Annotated in this window: 18 protein-coding genes and 1 pseudogene; 11 read left to right on the top strand and 8 right to left on the bottom strand. The window is 70.6% G+C overall.

The features are described 5' to 3' along the window. On the bottom strand, window positions 1–707 hold a 707-nt coding region (locus NLX83_RS35010; protein WP_374118848.1), incomplete at its 3' end, for a sigma-70 factor domain-containing protein. Window positions 708–916: 209 nt separating this feature from the next. Beyond that, entirely contained in the window at window positions 917–1,678 is a 762-nt protein-coding gene (ppgK, locus tag NLX83_RS35015) for a polyphosphate--glucose phosphotransferase (RefSeq protein WP_254239551.1), read from the bottom strand. A 97-nt stretch (window positions 1,679–1,775) separates the two neighbouring features. On the opposite strand from ppgK, the gene NLX83_RS35020 reads away from it, so the two are divergent. Next, entirely contained in the window at window positions 1,776–2,597 is an 822-nt protein-coding gene (locus tag NLX83_RS35020) for an inositol monophosphatase family protein (protein ID WP_374118849.1), read from the top strand. Between the two features lie 69 nt (window positions 2,598–2,666). Here NLX83_RS35020 and cei read toward each other — a convergent pair whose 3' ends face one another. Beyond that, on the bottom strand, window positions 2,667–3,347 hold the full coding sequence (gene cei, locus NLX83_RS35025) for an envelope integrity protein Cei (RefSeq protein WP_254239552.1): 681 nt from the start codon (window positions 3,345–3,347) through the stop codon (window positions 2,667–2,669). 447 nt (window positions 3,348–3,794) lie between these two features. On the opposite strand from cei, the gene NLX83_RS35030 reads away from it, so the two are divergent. Continuing rightward, on the top strand, window positions 3,795–4,103 hold the full coding sequence (locus tag NLX83_RS35030) for a DUF4193 domain-containing protein (protein ID WP_086827374.1): 309 nt from the start codon (window positions 3,795–3,797) through the stop codon (window positions 4,101–4,103). A 63-nt stretch (window positions 4,104–4,166) separates the two neighbouring features. On the opposite strand, the gene NLX83_RS35035 is transcribed toward NLX83_RS35030, so the two are convergent. Beyond that, window positions 4,167–4,670: a DUF3093 domain-containing protein gene (locus NLX83_RS35035; RefSeq protein ID WP_254239553.1), complete on the bottom strand. Its 504-nt coding sequence runs from the start codon at window positions 4,668–4,670 to the stop codon at window positions 4,167–4,169. 24 nt (window positions 4,671–4,694) lie between these two features. On the opposite strand from NLX83_RS35035, the gene dut reads away from it, so the two are divergent. Beyond that, window positions 4,695–5,174, top strand: coding sequence for a dUTP diphosphatase (gene dut, locus NLX83_RS35040; RefSeq protein ID WP_254239554.1), 480 nt, complete (start codon window positions 4,695–4,697; stop codon window positions 5,172–5,174). A 7-nt stretch (window positions 5,175–5,181) separates the two neighbouring features. Then, window positions 5,182–5,808: a DUF3710 domain-containing protein gene (locus NLX83_RS35045; RefSeq protein ID WP_254239555.1), complete on the top strand. Its 627-nt coding sequence runs from the start codon at window positions 5,182–5,184 to the stop codon at window positions 5,806–5,808. Between the two features lie 6 nt (window positions 5,809–5,814). On the opposite strand, the gene NLX83_RS35050 is transcribed toward NLX83_RS35045, so the two are convergent. After that, complete coding sequence (locus NLX83_RS35050) at window positions 5,815–6,522, bottom strand: alpha/beta hydrolase (protein ID WP_254239556.1); 708 nt, start codon at window positions 6,520–6,522, stop codon at window positions 5,815–5,817. Between the two features lie 103 nt (window positions 6,523–6,625). Here NLX83_RS35050 and NLX83_RS35055 point away from each other — a divergent pair, with 103 nt between their 5' ends. Together NLX83_RS35055 and NLX83_RS35060 are read left to right on the top strand one after the other, a co-directional pair. Then, window positions 6,626–7,006: an OB-fold nucleic acid binding domain-containing protein gene (locus tag NLX83_RS35055; protein WP_086827408.1), complete on the top strand. Its 381-nt coding sequence runs from the start codon at window positions 6,626–6,628 to the stop codon at window positions 7,004–7,006. Beyond that, entirely contained in the window at window positions 6,999–7,673 is a 675-nt protein-coding gene (locus NLX83_RS35060; RefSeq protein WP_254239557.1) for a DUF3159 domain-containing protein, read from the top strand. The genes NLX83_RS35055 and NLX83_RS35060 overlap by 8 nt, the downstream gene beginning before the upstream one ends. 103 nt (window positions 7,674–7,776) lie before the next feature. Here the strand turns inward: NLX83_RS35060 and NLX83_RS35065 are convergent, their stop codons facing one another. Together NLX83_RS35065 and NLX83_RS35070 are read right to left on the bottom strand one after the other, a co-directional pair. Then, window positions 7,777–8,433: a potassium channel family protein gene (locus NLX83_RS35065; protein ID WP_254239558.1), complete on the bottom strand. Its 657-nt coding sequence runs from the start codon at window positions 8,431–8,433 to the stop codon at window positions 7,777–7,779. Beyond that, window positions 8,433–9,134 (bottom strand): annotated as a pseudogene (locus NLX83_RS35070) (potassium channel family protein); the annotation flags it as partial. The pseudogene NLX83_RS35070 and the gene NLX83_RS35065, both read right to left, overlap by 1 nt. Window positions 9,135–9,240: 106 nt before the next feature. Between NLX83_RS35070 and NLX83_RS35075 the strand changes: the two are divergent. Continuing rightward, complete coding sequence (locus tag NLX83_RS35075; RefSeq protein ID WP_254239560.1) at window positions 9,241–11,271, top strand: APC family permease; 2,031 nt, start codon at window positions 9,241–9,243, stop codon at window positions 11,269–11,271. After that, the gene (locus NLX83_RS35080) at window positions 11,255–12,457 is read left to right on the top strand and encodes a class I SAM-dependent RNA methyltransferase (RefSeq protein ID WP_254239561.1); all 1,203 of its coding nucleotides are present in this window, start codon (window positions 11,255–11,257) and stop codon (window positions 12,455–12,457) included. Before NLX83_RS35075 ends, NLX83_RS35080 begins: the two co-directional genes overlap by 17 nt. Before the next feature lie 308 nt (window positions 12,458–12,765). On the opposite strand, the gene NLX83_RS35085 is transcribed toward NLX83_RS35080, so the two are convergent. Then, the gene (locus tag NLX83_RS35085) at window positions 12,766–13,950 is read right to left on the bottom strand and encodes an ROK family protein (RefSeq protein ID WP_254239562.1); all 1,185 of its coding nucleotides are present in this window, start codon (window positions 13,948–13,950) and stop codon (window positions 12,766–12,768) included. A gap of 65 nt (window positions 13,951–14,015) precedes the next feature. On the opposite strand from NLX83_RS35085, the gene NLX83_RS35090 reads away from it, so the two are divergent. From NLX83_RS35090 to NLX83_RS35100, 3 genes are read left to right on the top strand one after another with little or no spacing between them, the layout of a single operon-like run. Further along, a complete protein-coding gene (locus NLX83_RS35090) occupies window positions 14,016–15,335 on the top strand; it encodes an ABC transporter substrate-binding protein (RefSeq protein ID WP_254239563.1) in 1,320 nt (439 codons plus the stop codon). Window position 15,336: 1 nt separating this feature from the next. Beyond that, window positions 15,337–16,227, top strand: a complete 891-nt coding sequence (locus NLX83_RS35095) for a carbohydrate ABC transporter permease (protein ID WP_254239564.1) — start codon at window positions 15,337–15,339, stop codon at window positions 16,225–16,227. Then, window positions 16,224–17,066, top strand: a complete 843-nt coding sequence (locus tag NLX83_RS35100) for a carbohydrate ABC transporter permease (protein WP_254239565.1) — start codon at window positions 16,224–16,226, stop codon at window positions 17,064–17,066. Before NLX83_RS35095 ends, NLX83_RS35100 begins: the two co-directional genes overlap by 4 nt. Window positions 17,067–17,085 lie beyond the last annotated feature (19 nt).

Below are 17,085 nucleotides of genomic sequence, written 5' to 3' on the forward strand. Positions count from 1 at the left end.
AGGGAGACCACGAGGCGGAGGTTGGCCTCCAGCAGGTGGTTCTTGGCCCGCTCACCGTCGCGCACGATCCACCGCAGGTCCCTGCGCAGCTGCGGGGCCAGCTTCTCGTTCTCGTCCTCGGCCTTGCGCAGCCGCTCGGCCGCGTACAGGCCGGCCTCGATGCGCTTGGCCAGCTCGACCTCCTCCTCGGCGTTGAGGAGGGCGACCTTGCCGATCTGCTTGAGGTAGGCGCGGACCGAGTCGGCGGAGGCGGTCAGCTCGGCGTCCTTGCGGGCCTGCCGCAGCGCCTCCGACTCCTCCTCGTCCCAGACGAAGTCCTCGCTGCCCTTGGCGGGCGGCGCCTCCTCGGCGGGCTCGTCCGCGGCGAGGTCCTCGGTGAGGTCGACCTCGACGTCGGTCAGGTCGGCGTCGTCCGGGCTGCCTTCCATGTCCGGCTCGTCGCCGTCGCCCTTGGTCGCTGCCTTCTTGCCGCCCTTGGCCGGAGCGGCCTTCTTCCCGGCCGCGGCCTTGGTGCCCTTGGCCGCGGTCTTCTTGGCGGTGCCCTTGCCCGAGGCGGCCGTCGACGGCTTCGTCGCGGTCTTACCAGCCGCGGTCGCCGTGGCGGCCCCCTCCTCGCCCTCGGCAGTCACGGTGGCCTTCCTGGTCGAGTTGGCGCCACCAGCGGCGGCGGAGCTGGAGCGTCGGGTTGCGATTTCTGCGGCTGCCACGTACGCCCTTTCGCGGAGATGGCTCAACGGCAGACCAAGGGCGCGAAGCTCGGTCGCCGGCGTTCTGGGGGTCGTGCCTGACGGGTCTCACCCGTGGGCACTGTTCCATTGTAACGACGAAGCCGGACCGGGGTTGCGTCCCGATCCACCCTGAACCCGGCTCGATCGCATCTGTGCAGGCAGACAAGGCTGCTGGAGTCGCAAATGGCTCAGGGGCGGAGCCCGCTGGCCGCGGCCGCGGCGGCGCCGACGATGCCCGCGTCGTTCTTCAGGCTCGCCGGCACGATCGGCGTGCGCACGTCCAGCAGCGGCAGCCACTTGTGCGCCTTCTTGCTCACCCCGCCGCCCGCGATGATCAGGTCCGGCCAGACCAGTCCTTCGAGGACCTGGAGGTAGCGGTTCACCCGGGCGGCCCACTGCTCCCAGGAGAGCTCCTTGTCCTCCTTGACCGAGGCGGCCGCGCGCTTCTCCGCGTCGTGCCCGTCGACCTCCAGGTGGCCGAACTCGGTGTTGGGCACGAGCTTGCCGTCCAGGAACACCGCGCTGCCGATGCCGGTGCCGAAGGTCAGCAGCACCACCACGCCGTCCCTGCCCGCGCCCGCGCCGAAGCGCATCTCGGCGAGCCCGGCCGCGTCGGCGTCGTTGAGGACCACGACGTCCTCCTTGGGCCGGTCGAGGCGATCGGCGAACAGGGCGGCGGCGTCCGTGCCGATCCACGCCTTGTCCACGTTGGCGGCCGACAGGGCGACGCCGCGCTTCATCACGCACGGCAGCGTGACGCCGACCGGGCCGTCCCAGGAGAACTTGTCCACGATCTCGGCGACCACGTCCGCGACCGCGTCCGGGGTGGACGGCTGGGGGGTCGGGACCCTCAGGCGTTCCCCGTCCAGCACGCCGGCTTCGAAATCCACGACACAGCCCTTGATGCCGGAGCCGCCGATGTCGACCCCGAATCCGCGCGTGGCGCTCATCCCGTGGTCCCTTCCTGTTCGATTCAGATGGTTGGTGGCCAGACCATAGAGGATGGCCCAGCCGAGCTGGGCATTGCTTCGGGTCCGCTGTGGTCGGATGGAGGCCGTGAACCCCGACTTCGAAGCTCTCAGGAGCACGGCCGTCACCATCGGCACCGAGGCCGCCGAACTGGTCCAGCGCATGCGGAGCGGCCCCGGTGGCTTCCACGGCGAGGTGGACACCAAGAGCACCGAGACCGATGTGGTGACCGCCGCGGACAAGGCCTCCGAACGGCTCATCCGCGAGCGGCTGGCGCGGTCGCGGCCGGGCGAGGCGGTGCTCGGCGAGGAGGGCGGAGCCGATCCGGGCGCCGGGCGGCTGCTCTGGGTGGTCGATCCCATCGACGGCACCGTGAACTACCTCTACGGCCTGCCCTGGTACGCCGTGTCCATCGCGGTTCAGCTCGACGGGGTGTCAGTGGCCGCCGCAGTGGTCGAGCCCGCCAGCGGCCGCGTGTGGAGCGCGGTCCGGGGCGGGGGAGCGACCCTCGACGGGGTACCGCTGCGCGCTTCGGCGACCACGCGCCTGGAACTGTCCCTCGTGGGCACCGGCTACGCGTACGCGGTGGAACGCAGGGCCCGCCAGGCCGACGTGTCCGCGACGCTCGCCCGGCACACCCGCGATCTGCGGCGCAGCGGTTCCGCGGCGCTGGACCTGTGCGCGGTCGCCGCGGGCTGGCTGGACGCCTACTACGAGCACGGGCTCGGCCACTGGGACTGGGCGGGCGGTTCGCTGATCGCCGAGGAGGCGGGCGCGCTGGTCCGGTTGCCGGACGGCACCGAGGACGGACTCGGCGGCGACATCACCCTCGCCGCGGCCCCCGGTATCGCCGAGGACCTCGCGGAGGCCCTGCGCTCGGCCGGGGCCGCGAAGATCTGACCTTTCCGGAGGGCCGGACAACGTGAAAGGCCCCCGCGGTGGGCGGGGGCCTTTTCGGACGTCTTGCCGTCAGCAGTAGGCGGTGCGGGCGGCCTTCACCAGCGCCGAGTCCAGCGACGGCGGCGCGGGCGCGGCCTGCTGGCCCCCGCTCTCCGGCTGCTGCTCGGACCAGGTCTTGAGCTGCTCGAAGATCTGTTTCGCCTCGCTGCTGGGGTCGACCCCGGTGAACTTCCTGCCCAGCGCCACGTCGATGCCGCCGTCCTGCCGGTCGTCCCGGATGAACTGGGCGCACGGCAACAGGAAGCTCATCGTGCGCGCGGCGGAGGCACCGTTGGGCCCGAACCGGATCTGCCCGCGGCAGTCCAGGTCCTGGTTGACGTACACCGGGTCGTCCGAGGGCTCACCGGCCTTGTTGAAGCCCAGCTCGGCGAGCTTCTCGGCGACCTGACCGGCCAGGCCGCGCCTGCCGCTGCCGTTGAGCACGGTCACCTTCATGTCGTTGGGCGCGATCGGGTCGGTGCGGTCCAGCGCGTCCAGCGGCAGCGCCTGGCCGAGCTTCGCCGGTGCCGCGCTCGCCCCGGGTCTCGCCGCGCCCGGATCGGGGCAGCGCACCGCGGCCTCGACGTCCGCGCTGGTACTGAAGACCTTGGTCCACACGGACACCGCGAGCACACCAAGGATCGCCAACAAGATCAACGCGGGTACGGGCTTGCGCTTGCGATAGCCCGCCGGACCGATGATCTGCCTCACACTCGCGGCAGCCAAGACCTCTCGTCCTCCCCCACGTCGGTCCGCACGGACGTTCTCTCCGATATGGACACTGCTCTCACCATCCAGCCTAGGCCGTTTCACCGACACTGGTCACATCGGTTCCCCGTGCGTGTCGCGGCGAATCGGGCGCACCCGTTCCACCGTCAAGACGTTTCGCCACCCGCGTTTCGACGCCGGAGTGCGCAACAACACACCGTTCGGCAACTGGGTGAGCCACCGCGCGGTTTTCGCGTTGGTGAGCTACCCTCTGCGCGCTCCGGGGGCATCGTTGGCACTCCACGCGCGGGCCGGAAATCGCGCTGGGGTTCCACCACACCGGATTCACGAGACCGCCGTCACGTAAACGGCGGGCACAAATTGGTGCGCTCGGACGTTGTCCAGCGGCACGAACAGACAGTCTCAGTTGACCGCAGGGGTGAATGACTAATGGCGACCGACTACGACGCTCCGCGCCGTGGTGAGACTGACGACCTCGCCGAGGACTCGTTGGAGGAGTTGAAGGCGCGGCGCAACGAGACTCAATCCGGGGTGGTCGATGTCGACACCGACGCCCCGGACGAGAACTTCGAGCTGCCCGGTGCCGACCTCTCCGGACTGTCCGGCGAGGAGCTCACCATGAAGGTGGTGCCCAAGCAGGCTGATGAGTTCACCTGCGCGAGCTGCTTCCTCGTGCACCACCGCAGCAGGCTGTCCGAGGAACGCGGCGGCCAGCTGATCTGCCGGGACTGCGCCTAACAGCGGGCGCGCCCCCGGACCCGGCGCAGGGTCTCCCTGAGGTGAACGGGGGCGCTCCGGTTCTCAGCCGGTCCCACGGCCGCCGTGCTCGCGCAGCACGGCGGCGAGGCGCTCCGCGTCGCGGGCGCTGAACAGCCAGTACGGGGTCGGATCGTTCTCGTCGGTCAGCTCCATCAGCACGACGGGACCGATCCATCCGCGATGCACCACGAAGGCGGCCGGATCGAGGTCGCGGCCGAGCGCGGGCCGCTTCTCCGCCGCGGTCAACGTCGTGACCTCACCGACGAACTCCAGCGGCAGGTGGGCATCGCCCACCCACAGCTCGCCGTCGCGCACCTGCACGCGCACCCGGCCGAGCCAGAACAGCACCCACACCACCAGCGGCACGGTGACCAGGTAGGGCAGCCAGGAGCGCAGGCCCGGGTTGCCCATGTGGATCTCCGCGGCCAGGATCACCGCGGCCGCCAGCGGCAACGGCCAGCCCCACCACGGCACCGACAGGCGCTCGGAAAACAGGGGCGGTGCGACGTTCTTCGAGCCGCTGGTCTCGGTCCCACTGCTACTCACGCCCCCAGGGTAGTCTCGCCCGTCGTGTCCAGCCTTGAGGTGCTCCTGACCCGCACCGACCCCGGTGTCCCGCTGCCGAGCTACGCGCGGCCCGACGACGCGGGCGTCGACCTCGTCACCACCACCGACCTCGTCCTCGCCCCCGGTGAGCGCGGCGTGGTCGGCACCGGTGTCGCGGTGGCCCTGCCCAGCGGGTACGCCGGGTTCGTGCACCCGCGCTCCGGCCTGGCCGCCCGCGCCGGGCTCAGCGTGGTGAACACGCCGGGCACCATCGACGCCGGTTACCGCGGCGAGATCCGGGTATGCCTGGTCAACCACGACGTCCGGGAGCCGATCGTGCTGCGCCGGGGCGACCGGATCGCCCAGCTCGTGGTTCAACGTGTTGAGCACGCCGTGTTCCGCGAGGTCGGGTCCCTGCCAGACTCCGAGCGCGGCGCGGGCGGGTACGGCTCCACCGGCGGCCACGCGGTGCTTGAATCGGCAGACACGGCTATGGAGGTCTGAGTAGATCATGTTCGGTAGGCGCCGCCGCGAGCGGAAGCAGGCGGAAGAGCAGGCCAGGGTCGACGCGCAGGCCGCGGAGGAGGTCGGCGAGGACGGCCCGGACGGTCCGTTCGACGAGGCCGACGCGCCCCAGGACGAGATCTCGCGACTGGACCTCGGCTCGGTCCGCGTCCCGGTCCCCGACGGTTCCCAGTTGCAGGTCGAGGTCGGCCAGGACGACGGGGAACTGCGCGCGGTGCACGTGGTGACCCCGGTCGGCAGGCTGACCGTGAGCGCCTACGCGGCGCCGCGCACCGGGGACATGTGGCGGGAGATCGCCAAGGAGCTGACCGACCAGCTGCGCGGTGAGGGCCACCGGGTCGTCAAGGAGCGCGGGGTCTGGGGCGACGAGGTCTCCGCGGAGATCAGCAACGAGGACGTGGCGCTGCGCTTCGTCGGCGTGAACGGTCCGAGGTGGATGCTGCGCGGCGTGACCGCGGGCCCCCGCGAGAGCGCCGAGGACGCCGCCGACATGCTGCGCGAGATCCTGCGGCTGACCGTGGTCGTGCGCGGCCAGTCCCCGATGCCGGTGCGCACGCCGCTTCCGGTGGAGCTGCCGGAGGCGATCGCCCAGCACCTCCAGGCCCAGCAGTAGACCCGGCTAGCGGCGGCGGTCGGCGCGGAGGTAGGCGAGCAGGGTCGCGCGCCCGAGGGACTCGCGGTCCGCGCCGAGGGCGCTGAGCGTGGTCACGCCCAGCGCCGAGTTCGGTAGGGCGCGGTGCCACTCCATCGCCACCGCCAGCGGGTGCAGCGGATCGTCGACGCACGCGACCACCCCGGTGGCCACCGTGATCGTCGAGAGGTCGGCGAGGCTCGGGGCCGGGGTGGCCGCCGCCGCGTCCAGGGCCTCGGGCAGCGCCGCGCCGTGGCGGTTCCAGGAGCGGCGCAGCTCGGCCGCCAGCCACGGGTCGACGCCCGCGCAGGCGCGGTCCAGCGTCTCGGGCAGGCCCACCTCGCGCACCGAGGCCGCGCCGGAGCGGGCCGCCACGGCGGCGGGCTGATCCGCCGAACGGCCGGTCCACGCGGGCATCGCGAGCAGCAGCCCGATACACCTGTTCGGGTTCTTCACCGTCCACGCGGCCGCCAGGTGCGCGCCGAGCGAGATGCCGCCCGCGAGCACCGGTCCGGCCGCCGCCGCTTCGCTCAGGGCCGAGACGTGCTCGCCGGGCAGGCCCGGACCAGGGGTGATGAGGGGAACGCCGAGCGAGCGCAGCGGCCCTTCGAAGACCGCGCGGACGAACTCGTCGTCCGATCCGGCCCCCGGCAGCAGCACCGCCCGTGGACCCGCTGCGGACCGCGTGAACGTCATGACAGATGATCCTGCCTTCGTCGGGGTCGGCCGACACCGACGCATGGCTACTCTGGATCCCACGACCCGTGCGACGGGTCCCTACGGCACGGGAGCAACCAGCATGGGTGGCAACGGTGGTGGCTATCTGCGCCGCCTCATCCGCCGTCTGACCAGCGACGTCGCTGAGTTGGACGCCGATGACCTCTCGCGGAAAGCGGAGGCGCAGGGCGCCCGGCGTGCGTGTGACTGCCGTTCCGGTGAGGAAGTCACCGTGGTAGGCAGGTTACGCAGCGTCGAGCTGTGTCCGAAGGACGCGGTCGCGACGCTGGAGGCCGAGCTCTACGACGGTACCGACGGTGTGCTGCTCGTGTGGCTCGGACGCAGGCGTATCCCGGGAATCGAGCCCGGACGGACGATAAAGGCACGAGGCCGGCTCGCGGTGCGGGACGGACGCAAGGTCCTTTACAACCCTTACTACGAACTGCAGACAACTCATGACTGAACCCACCCAGGCCCCCGAGCCCGCCGCCGAGCCGCGGCGCTCCGACCCGACGCTGCTCGAGCAGATGGGCGGCCTCGCCGGGCTGATCTCCTCGACCATCCCCGTGGTCGCCTTCGTCACCATCAACTCCCTCGCCGGGTTGCAGCCCGCGATGTGGGGAGCGCTCGGCGTGGCCGCGCTGATCGCCGTGTGGCGGTTGGTGCGCAAGGAGGCGCTGCAGCCCGCCGTCTCCGGTTTCCTCGGCGTCGGCATCTGCGTGTTCATCGCCAACCAGACCGGGGAGGCCAAGGGCTTCTTCCTGTTCGGGATCTGGGCCAGCCTGGTCTACGGCGGTGTGTTCCTGGTGTCGGTGCTGGCGCGCTGGCCGCTGGTCGGGGTCATCTGGTCCACGCTCAACGACACCGGTTTCGCCTGGCGCCAGGACAAGTCGGCGCGGCTGGCCTACGACATCGCCACGCTGTCCTGGGTCCTGATCTTCGGCGCCCGGTTCGTGGTGCAGCGCTACCTCTACAACGCCGACGAGACCGGTTGGCTGGCCGTGGCGCGGCTGTCCATGGGCTGGCCGCTGACGATCCTCGTCGGCCTGGTCACCGTCTGGGCGGTGCGCCGCGTCGGCAAGATCGAGAAGGCGGCGCACCCGCACGCCTCCACCCCCGCCACCGCCTGAACCTCGGCCGGAGTGGTCCAGACCAATCCGTTTCGTACTCTTAGCGGGAAAAAGAGCGCTCCCATACCCCGCTAAGAGTACGAAACGGGCGAACCGGGCTGGGTCAGAAGCCGAGGGCGGAACGGATGTCGGCCTCGACGTCGTCGGTGGCCACGAAGAGGAGCTCGTCGCCCGCCTCAAGGGGATCGTCGCCCTGGGGCACGATCACCCGGCCGCCGCGCAGCACGGTGACCAGCGCGGCGTTGCGGGGCAGGTCGAGGCTCTCGATCGTGCGCCCCGCCAGCGGGGTCTCCTCCGGCAGCGTGACCTCGACCAGGTTCGCCTGGCCCTGCCGCAGCGTCATCAGCCGCACCAGGTCGCCGACGGTGACGGCCTCCTCGACCATCGCGGCCAGCATCCTCGGCGTGGACACCGCCACGTCGACGCCCCACGCCTCGGTGAACAGCCACTCGTTGCGCGGGTCGTTGACCCTGGCGACGACGCGGCGCACGGCGAACTCCGTCTTCGCCAGCAGCGACACGACCAGGTTGACCTTGTCGTCCCCGGTCGCGGCGATCACCACGTCGCACAGCTCGATCCCGGCCTCCTCCAGCGAGGCCAGCTCGCAGGCGTCGGCGTGCACCCACTCGGCCTGCTCGACGCTCTGCGGCTCGAAGTGCTCCCGGTCCCGCTCGATCAGCATGACCTGGTGGTTGCTCTCCAGGAGCTCGTGGGCGATGGACCGGCCCACCGCGCCCGCTCCGGCGATGGCGACGCGCATCAGTGCCCCTCCTCCGGCGACTCGGCCGCGGCCTTGGCGACCACGGTCACCGTTCCGGACAGCGCCGCCACGTAGATCGCGTCGTCGGCCTGGACCACGGAGTCGGGCCGGGGCAGCAGGCCGGTGCCGAAGCGCATGATGAACGCCACGCGCGCCCCGGTCGCCTCCTCCAGCTCGCTGACCGGGCGGCCGACCCAGTCCTCGTGCACGGGCAGCTGGAGCACGGCGACGGTGCCGGACGGGTCCCGCCACGCCGACGCCGTGCCCTCGGGCAGCAGCATCCGCATGAACCGGTCGGTCGTCCACGGCACGGTGGCCACGGTGGGGATGCCCAGCCGCTCGTAGACCGCGGCCCGCTTCGGGTCGTAGATCCGCGCGACGACGTGCTCGACGCCGAAGGTCTCCTTGGCCACCCGGGCGGAGATGATGTTGGAGTTGTCCCCGTTGGACACCGCGGCGAACGCGCCCGCGCGCTCGATGCCCGCCTCGACGAGCACCTGCCGGTGGTAGCCGATCCCGGTCACCTGCTGGCCGTGGAACTCGCTGCCGAGGCGGCGGAACGCCTGCGGGTTCTTGTCGATGACGGCGACGGAGTGGTCCAGCCGTTCGAGCCCCTTGGCCAGCGACGAGCCGACCCGCCCGCAGCCCATGATCACCACGTGCACGATGTGCCCTCCTGCCGACGCGGCTGTCGCAAGGTAGCTTCCTCCGTCGTGTCCTCGCCTTTTCCGGGCGAATCACCCGGACGGGACTCAACCTACCTACGGCTGCTCCGTCTTGGTGAGTGGAACGAATACCCTTCGTCGCGTGTCCAAGTTCGCTACCGCGGCGAAGCGCCTTCTCCTGGGGCGTCCGTTCCGCAGCGACCGGCTCGCGCACACGCTTCTGCCGAAGCGGATCGCGCTGCCGGTCTTCGCCTCCGACGCCTTGTCCTCCGTGGCATACGCGCCCGAGGAGATCTTCATCGTCCTCTCGGTCGCCGGCCTGTCCGGCTACGTCTTCGCGCCGTGGATCGGCATCGCCGTCGCTGTGGTGATGCTCACCGTGGTGTTCAGCTACCGCCAAAACGTGCACGCCTACCCCTCCGGCGGTGGTGACTACGAGGTGGCGATGGTCAACCTCGGCCGGTACGGCGGGCTCACCGTCGGCAGCGCGCTGCTGGTCGACTACATCCTCACCGTCGCCGTCTCGATCTCCTCGGCGATGGCGAACTTGGGCTCGCTGATCCCCTACGTCGCCGAGCACAAGGTGGCCTTCGCGGTCGGGGCGATCGTCCTGCTGACCGCGATCAACCTGCGCGGGGTCCGGGAGTCGGGCAGCGCGTTCGCGATCCCGACCTACGCGTTCATGCTCGGGATGATCTTCATGATCATCTTCGGCATGCTGCGCGGGTTCGTCTTCGGCGAGGAGATGGTGGCCGAGAGCGCGAACCTGGAGCTCAAGGCGGAGAACGACCACCTGATGGGCCTGGCGTTCGGGATGCTGATCCTGCGCTCGTTCACCCAGGGCTGCGCGGCGCTGACCGGGGTCGAGGCGATCAGCAACGGCGTGCCCGCCTTCCGCAAGCCGAAGTCCCGCAACGCGGCCACCACGCTGCTGATGATGGGCGGCATCGCCGTCACCATGCTGATGGGCCTGGTCGTGCTCGCGCAGCTGACCGGCGTGAAGATGGCCGAGCACCCGGCAGAGCAGCTGGTCGGGGCGCCCGAGGGCTACCAGCAGAAGACGATGGTGGTGCAGATCGCCAACGCCGTCTTCAACGAGTTCCCGATCGGCGCGTTCTTCATCGCGGGCGTCACGGCCCTGATCCTGGTGCTGGCGGCGAACACCGCGTTCAACGGCTTCCCCGTGCTCGGCTCGATCCTGGCCCAGGACCGCTACCTGCCGCGCCAGCTGCACACCCGGGGCGACCGGCTGGCCTTCTCCAACGGCATCGTCTTCCTCGCCGGGTTCGCGATCCTGCTGGTGATCCTCTACGAGGCCGAGGTCAGCAGGCTGATCCCGCTCTACACCGTCGGCGTGTTCGTCTCGTTCACGATGAGCCAGGCGGGCATGGTGCGGCACTGGAACCGGCTGCTGGCGTCGGAGACCGACGAGGCGACGCGCAAGCGGCTCGTCCGGTCCAGGCTGATCAGCGCCTTCGGCATGGCGATCACCGGTGTCGTGCTGGTGGTCGTGCTGATCACCAAGTTCACCCTCGGCGCGTGGATCGCGATCGTCGCGATGGCCGCGGTCTTCGCGCTGATGACGGGCATCCGCAGGCACTACGACCACGTGGCGGAAGAGCTGGCCGCCGCGGAGATCGCGGTCGGCAAGGCGATGCTGCCTTCCCGCAACCACGCGGTGGTGCTGATCTCCAAGCTGCACCTGCCGACGATGCGCGCGCTGGCCTACGCGCGGGCGACCCGGCCGGACGTGTTGGAGGCGGTCACGGTCAACGTCGACGACCTCGACACCAGGAAACTGGTCACCCAGTGGGAAAAAGAGCACATCAAGGTGCCGCTGAAGGTGATCGAGTCGCCCTACCGCGAGATCACCAAACCGGTGCTGGACTACGTGAAGCGCATCCGCAGCGACAACCCGCGCGACGTGGTCACGGTGTTCATCCCGGAGTACGTGGTCGGCCGCTGGTGGGAACAGGTCCTGCACAACCAGAGCGCGTTGCGGCTCAAGGGAAGACTGCTGTTCCAGCCCGGCGTGATGGTGACCAGCGTGCCGTGGCAGCTGGTGTCCTCGCAGCGGGTCCGGGACCGTGCGGTCGTCGCCCCCGGCGCGGTGCGTCGTGGGCTCGGCGAACAACGATCAACGAGGAATCCTCAGCGTGACAACAAAAACTGACTGGACCGGCCGTCGGATCGAGATCGAGGTCGGTGCGGTCGCCCACGGCGGCCACTGCGTCGCCCGGCACGACAACCGCGTTCTCTTCGTGCGCCACGCGTTGCCGGGTGAAGTGGTGGTCGCGGAGGTCACCGAGGACAAGGGCGGCTCGTTCTGCCGCGCGGACGCGGTGGAGGTGCTGCGCCCGTCCGAGGATCGCGTCGAACCTCCTTGCCCGGTAGCGGTTCCGGGCGGTTGCGGGGGTTGCGACTTCCAGCACGCGACGCCCGCCGCACAGCGCTCCTTGAAGGCTACGGTGGTCCAGGAACAGCTGAAGCGCTTGGCGGGCTTGGATTGGGACGTCGAGGTCGAGGCGCTCTCGGAGAGTCCGCTGGGGTGGCGCACCCGCGTGCGGCTCGCGGTGGACCGTGACGGCCGGGCCGGACTGCGCGGCCAGCGGAGCCATCGGGTGATCCCGATCGACGACTGCCCGATCGCCGTTTCTGGTGTGTTGCCGGATGTGTTGGAGCAGCGGTGGAAGCCGGGCTCCGAGGTGCAGGTGACCCGCGACGGCGACGGCGACCTCCACGTCACGGAGTGGGTGCGCAACCAGCGGCCCCGGTTCGCCGTCGGCAGCGGGACCGCGACCGAGCACGCGGGCGGTCGCGACTGGCGGGTCGACGCCAGCGGTTTCTGGCAGGTCCACCCCGCCGCCGCCGACACCCTCGTCTCCGTCGTCATGGAGTTCGCCGACGCCGCGCCCGGAGCCACGGCGTGGGACCTCTACGGCGGTGTCGGCCTGTTCGCCGCGGCACTGGCGGAGCAGGTCGGCCCGACCGGCTCGGTCACCGTCGTGGAGTCGTCGGCGCGGGCCGTGGAGTCCGGTCGCCGGAGTCTCGCCGACCTGTCGCAGGTCCGTTTCATGCCGGGCTTGGTGGAGAAGGTCCTCGGATCGTCCGAAATGGACGGACAGTGGCCGGACGCCGTGGTGCTCGATCCGCCGCGCAAGGGAGCGGGCCGCGCCGTGGTGGACGCCGTCTGCGACAAGTCCCCGCGCCGCGTCGTCCACATCGCCTGCGATCCCGCGGCCCTCGCGCGCGACGTCGCGGACTTCGCCGCCAACGGCTACCGCCTCGCCGCGCTACGAGCCTTCGACGCCTTCCCCATGACCCACCACGTCGAATGCGTCGCCCTGTTCACCGACTGATCCGCCTCAGCCTCCACGTACCCAGAGAACCGAATGACGCATTCGGGGCGTTGGATTCCCTGAACGAGTCGTTCAGGGCACTCAACGCCCTGAACGAGTCGTTGAGGGCACTGGCGTTGGTGTGTCGTGGGGGGTTGGGGGTGGTTTGTGACTGCTGGGGTGGGGGTTGGTGGTACTTGAAGACCGGCGAACCCTGGGTGTCACGATGTGCTGAATGAGTCATTGGGGGCGCTGAAGTACCTCAATGACTCATTTGGTGCGTTGGATTCCCTCAATGACTCGTTCAGGGCGAAAACGTGGGGGTGAGGTCAGGCGGTGATGAGGGCGTCTACGGCGGCGGGGGCGAAGACGGCGTCGGCGCTCAAGCCCGCCAGGCCGACCAGGGCGGCCCGGTCGCCGAGCCGGGCGGGGGAGATGCCGCGCAGACCGCGCAGCGCCACGGGGTGCGCGGCGTCGAGGACGGCCGAGCGGACGGCGTCGACGAACTGGGGGAGGGCGCCGATCGGGCCGCCGAGGCGGAGTTGCTGCGGGTTGATGATGCTGACGACCGTGGCCAGCACGCCGCCGAGGAGCTTGCCCGCCTCGGTGACCAGCTCGACGGCCTCGGCGCGGCCCTGCTCCACCTGGCGGACGACGTCGAGCAGGGTGCGCGCGCCGCTCGGGCGCAGGCGGCGGATCAGCGCCCGGCCACCGGCGACGGCGGCGAGGCAGCCGGTGCGACCGCACCCGCACCGCTCCTCGTGACCGGCGAGCTTGATGTGCCCTATCTCGCCCGCGCTGCCGGTGACGCCGCGGTAGGGGCGGCGGCCGAGCACGACGCCGCTGCCGATGCCGGTCGCGACCTTCACCCCGAGGAGCGTGGTCGAAGGCGCCCCGTCGGCCAGGTGCTCGCCGAAGGCCAGCGCGTTGGCGTCGTTCTCCACCAGCACGGGCACGTCCAGCTGGGTGGAGAGCGTGTCGTGCACCCAGGTGCCGGACCACCCGGGCATCGTCGGCGGAGCCGTGTTCGAGCCGGACGTGGGGTCGACCTGACCGGGCACGCCGACGGCCATCGCGCAGACGTCGTCGGCCCGCCCGGTCTCGGCGAGCAGTTCCCGGCTCAGCTCCAGGACCCGGCGCAGCACCGCGGTCGGCTCCTGGCGGTTGGGGACGCGTTCGCGCTGGCTCGCGAGCACGGTCGCGGTGAGGTCGGCGACGGCGACGGTCACGTGGCTGACGCCGATGTCGGCGACCACGGCGCAGCGGCCGGTCTCGTCCGCCGCGAGCAGCTCGGCCCGCCGCCCGCCGCTTGAGGCCTGGTGGCCCACCGTGCGCAGCAGTTTCAGCCTGCCGAGCGCGTCCAGCCGTTCCACCATGGTGGCGCGGGAGAGCCCGATCCTGGCCTGGAGCTCCTGCCGGGTCATCGGGCCGCCCCGGCGCAGCACCTCCAGGACCTCCCCCGGCGAGGCGGGTCCCGTTGGGATCTTGTTCGCGGCGTTGACGTCGACCTGCACACCACCTATCTTGAGCCACCCGCACTTATGTCTAGCGTCTAGACGGAAGTCACAAGGAGGTGACTGTGGCCGGACCAGGCCGGCTCTCCCGCCGGGCCCTGCTGCGCGGAGCGCTCGTCACGGGTACCGCGTCACTGCTCGGCGGTTGTACCGGGTTCGCCACCTCCGGCACCTCGGGGCTGACGTTCCTGTCCACCCAGTTCACGCCACTGGACGAGGCGGAGCGCTTCCGGGCCTTGCTGCGCAAGGGGTTCGACGGCGACGTCGGTTACGTCACCAGCGAGCCCGGCGCCTTCGTCACCCAGATCCGCAGCCAGGTCGAGGCCGGGGCGGTCCGGGCGAGCGTGATCGGCGGGTTGCACGGCGACCTCGCCCCGCTCGCGCCCAGCCACCTCGAGGACCTCACCGACATCGTCTCCGACTTCAGCTCGCTGGGCTGGCCGCCGGAGTACCTGGAGCTGGCGCGGGCGGGCACGGACCGGACCTGGTACGTGCCGTGGGCGCAGGCCAGCTACGTGCTCGCCACCCACGTGGACGCCCTGGCGCACCTGCCTTCCGGGGCCGACGCCGAGGACCTCAGCTACGACCAGCTGCTGGACTGGGCGATCGCGGCGCGGCGCGCCAACAACAACCGGCCGGTGCTCGGGTTGCCCGGCGGGCCGAAGGGGCTGCTGCACCGGTTCTTCCAGGGCTACCTGCTGCCGTCGTTCACCGGCGGGCAGGTCACCACGTTCCGCTCGCCGGAGGCCGTCACCGCCTGGGAGTACATGCGCGAGCTGTGGCGCAACTGCGCGCCCGCGAGCACCAACTACTCCCAGATGCAGGAGCCCATGGAGGCCGGTGAGGTCACCATCGGCTGGGACCACGTCGCGCGGCTGGTGAACGTGCCCAAGCGGGAGCCGGACAAGTGGCGGATGGTGCCCGCCCCGCGCGGGCCGAAGGGGCGCGGCTACATGGCCGTGCTGACCGGGCTGGCCATTCCCAAGGGAGCACCCGACCAGGACCAGGGGCGCCGGTTGATCGCCGCGCTCAGCCGGGCCGAGACGCAGATCGAACTGTTGCGCTCCAACGCTTTCTTCCCGACGGTGCGCACGCCCATCCCGGACGACCTGCCGCAGGCGATCCGGATGGAGGCGGGCGCGGTGGCCCGGCAGCGCGAGTCCAAGGGCGCGCTGCTGTCGCTGCCCCCGGTCGGCCTCAGCAGCCGGGAAGGCGAGCTGAACAAGGTCTTCCGCGACTGCTTCGAGACGATCGTGCTCAAGGGCGGGAACGTCCGGTCCACAGTGGACGCGCAGGCGCGCGTGATCAGCCAGCTGCTCACCGACGCCAAGGTCCCTTGCTGGGCACCGGATCCGCGCAGCACCGGCATCTGCGAGGTGAGGTGAGATGACCACTGTCCTGGAAAAGCCAGTGCGGAAACAGCCACAGCGCCTGGGAATCTCGCCGTGGTGGTTGCTCGCCCCGTCGACGGTGCTCCTGGTGCTGTTGTTCGGCTGGCCGTTGGTGCAGGGCATCCTCGCCGCCTTCCAGGCCGAGGGCGGCGCGTTCACCCTGGCCAACTGGGAGCGGCTCTTCGGCGACCCGTACTTCGTCGAGGCGTTGCTGAACACCTTGCTGCTCATCGTGATCGTCGTGCCGATCCAGCTCGTGCTCGCGGTCGGGATGACGCTGCTGATCCAGTCCAAGCCGAAGTTCGGCGGGCTGCACTTCTACGTCTGGGCCATCCCGCTGGCCGTTTCCGACCTCGCGGCTGGCCTGGTGTGGCTGACGGTCTTCGCCGACCGCGGTTACCTGAACTCGCTGCTCATCGGCCTCGGCCTGTCGGAGAACGGCATCGCCTGGCTGAACTACGACAACCCCACCACGATGCTGCTCGCGGTGGTGGTTGCGGAGATCTGGCGGGCCACCTCGATGGTCTTCGTGATCGTGGTCGCGGGCGTGCAGATGATGCCGCCGGACTACGACGAGGCCGCCCAGGTCTTCGGCGCCTCGGCGTGGCAGCGGCTGTGGCACGTCACGCTGCCGCTGCTGAAGCCGAGCCTCCAGGTGGCGCTCATCCTGCGCACGATCCTCGCGCTGCAAGCGTTCGCGGTCGCGCAGGCGCTCACCGGGCGCAACTTCCCGCTGCTGGTGGGGGAGACCTACCAGTGGTACGTCAACCTGCAGAACCCGGCGGTGGCGAGCGCGGTCGCGCTGGTGATCCTCGCGCTCTCGCTCGGAACCGCGGTCCTCTACATGCGCGCGCTGCGCCAGCCCTCCGCGGGAGGCCCCCGATGACGCGTCCGGCCGTCGACCTCACGCCGTTGCACAGGCGCAAGCGGCAGCGGGTGCTCGTGCAGCTCGCCTGCGTCGCGATCTCCACGTTCATGCTGCTGCCGATCGTGCTGATCGCGCTGTCCGCGCTGTCCTCGCGCACCGCGCTCACCGAGTTCCCGAAACCGTTGCTGCCCAGCGAGTTCTCCACTGAGAGCATCTCTGGCTTCATCGGCGGGGCCGGAGTGGTCCCCGCGTTCGGCAACTCCATGCTGGCCGGGGTGTACACAGTGGTGCTCTCGCTGCTGCTCGGCGCTCCCGCGGGATATGCGATCTCCCGCTTCAGCTTCCGCGGCCGCGACGCCTACCAGGTGCTCATCCTGCTGGTCCGCGCGTTGCCGATCGTGGTGCTCTCGGTGCCGCTGGCCACGATGTTCCTCCGGGTGGACATCGACGACACGGTCTTCGCCGTCACGCTGGTGCACACCGCGCTCGCGCTGCCGACGACGATCCTGATCACCGCGAGCATCTTCGTCGGCGTCCCCAAGGACGTCGAGGAGGCCGCGCTGATCTTCGGCTGCACCCCGGGACAGGCGATGCGCCGCGTCGTGCTGCCGATGGCGCTGCCGGGGCTCGCCGCGTCCTCCGTCTTCACGTTCGTGTTGTCCTGGAACGAAGTCCTCGGTGCGACCGTGCTGACGCTGGGGCACCGGACCCTGCCCGCGCAGGTGCTGTCCTCCCTGGCGGACTCGCCCAACGTCTACCGGTTCGCCGGGGGCTTCGTGCTGGTCCTGCCCGCGCTGCTGTTCATCCTCGTGATGCGCCGCTACCTGCTGAACATGTGGGGAACCACCCTGCGCTGAGCCAGCCGCCCCACTCACC

The sequence above is a fragment of the Allokutzneria sp. A3M-2-11 16 genome (genome assembly GCF_024213555.1).
GTDB lineage: Bacteria > Actinomycetota > Actinomycetes > Mycobacteriales > Pseudonocardiaceae > Allokutzneria.